Source organism: Pseudarthrobacter phenanthrenivorans (genome assembly GCF_036455295.1).
Taxonomy (GTDB): Bacteria; Actinomycetota; Actinomycetes; order Actinomycetales; family Micrococcaceae; genus Arthrobacter; species Arthrobacter phenanthrenivorans_C.
In genome coordinates this window covers 1-1,625 of sequence record NZ_JAYXNX010000002.1, presented here as the reverse complement: position 1 = coordinate 1,625, position 1,625 = coordinate 1, and the positions used below count along the sequence as shown (strand labels likewise).

Genomic DNA, 1,625 nt, shown 5'->3' with positions numbered 1-1,625 from the left:
CTCAAGAAAGCATCAAGCTTCGCGAAGTTCTCTCCCTGCCGCTCTTCGAGGCGCGGCCCAGATGTGCTTAGAGGACGGTGCAAGAGCGACACTCGTTGCACTGTCCTCTTCTCTGCCCAAACGGCAATGAAACAAAGCCGGGGCACTGTCCGGGCGGCCTGCTTGGCGTACTTGCACAACTGCTACGTTGCTACCAATTAATTCCCGTGGTTCAGCTGGTGTTTGCCATCAAGTGGCCTGCTGTTCAGTCCGTATGGTGAGACTCGGGCGGTGAGTTCCCCATGTAAAGCCCACGAGGCTGAAAGTGTTTTCCTGTCCCCTTCCCGCCGCGGATTCCTCGCCGCCGCGCTGGCCGGCGCTGCCGTGACCCTTGCCCCCGTGTCTTTTGCCGCTGCCGATACCGGCGCCAGCAGGACCAAGACGATCACGGGACATCTGGATCCGGGCGCCGCCGACTTTGTATACCTTCCGGTTGAGATTCCTGCCGGTGTTAACAAGATCAGCGTGTCCTACAGCTACAGCAAGCCGACTGTCCCTCCGGGGCTGCTGTCCAACGCCTGCGACATCGGCGTCTTCGACGAGAAGGGCACCGACCTCGCAGGGAAGGGTTTCCGCGGCTGGTCCGGCGGTTTCCGCACCGAGTTCTTTATCAGTGCCGCCGAAGCCACCCCCGGCTACCTGCCCGGTCCGGTCGGGAAAGGCACCTGGAACATCGCTTTGGGCCCGTACCAGGTGGCCGAACAAGGCATGGACTACACCGTTAATGTCACCCTGGAGTACGGCCCCGACGGCACCCCGTTCCGCCCCCAGTACCCGCCCAAGCAGGTCACCGGCAAGAGCGCCGGCTGGTACCGCGGCGACGCACACCTGCACACCATCTACTCGGACGGCAAGCGCACCCCTGCCGAGGTGGCTGCCGGCGCCAGGGCAGCGAAACTCGACTTCATGATCAGCACCGACCACAACACCCCCGCCTCGCATGGCGTGTGGGGGCCACTGGCTGGCGAGGACCTCCTCATCCTCACGGGCGAGGAGGTCACGACCCGCAACGGCCACTACCTCGCACTGGGTATAGAACCTGGCGACTGGATTGACTGGCGCTACCGGGCCCGTGATAAGGGCTTTGAGCAGGAGGCCCAGCACATCCACGCCTCCGGCGGCCTCGTCGTCCCGGCCCACCCCTACTGCCCGTACGTGGCGTGCCGCTGGAAGTTCGGCTACGACGATGCTGACGCCGTCGAAGTCTGGACCGGACCATGGACGGCTGACGACGAGTATGCCATCAACACCTGGGACTCCATGCTCGCCAATTCGGTGCGCACCGGCGGCCGCTGGGTCCCTGCCATGGGCAACAGCGACGCCCACAGCGAGCCCCAGGTCATCGGCCTGCCGCACAACGTCGTCAACGCCGCGGCCCTGTCGCACGACGCCGTCCTGGATGGGATCCGCAATGGCCGCACCTGGGTCGCGGAGTCCGCCAACATCTCCCTGGACTTCACCGTCGCCGCAGGCGGCCGGAAAGCAGGAGTCGGGGAGCGGCTTGACGTCAAAGCCGACACCCCGGTGACGGTCAGCATCACCGTCAGCGGCGTGCCCAACGGTGTCATCCGGATCATCACCGACGA

Annotated in this window: 1 protein-coding gene; it reads left to right on the top strand. The window is 64.8% G+C overall.

Annotated features, from left to right (window positions below; all coding sequences use genetic code 11):
- Window positions 1–270: 270 nt before the first annotated feature.
- Window positions 271–1,625 (top strand): CehA/McbA family metallohydrolase (locus VXJ37_RS02430; RefSeq protein ID WP_331321481.1); only part of this gene is annotated, 1,355 nt, incomplete at its 3' end.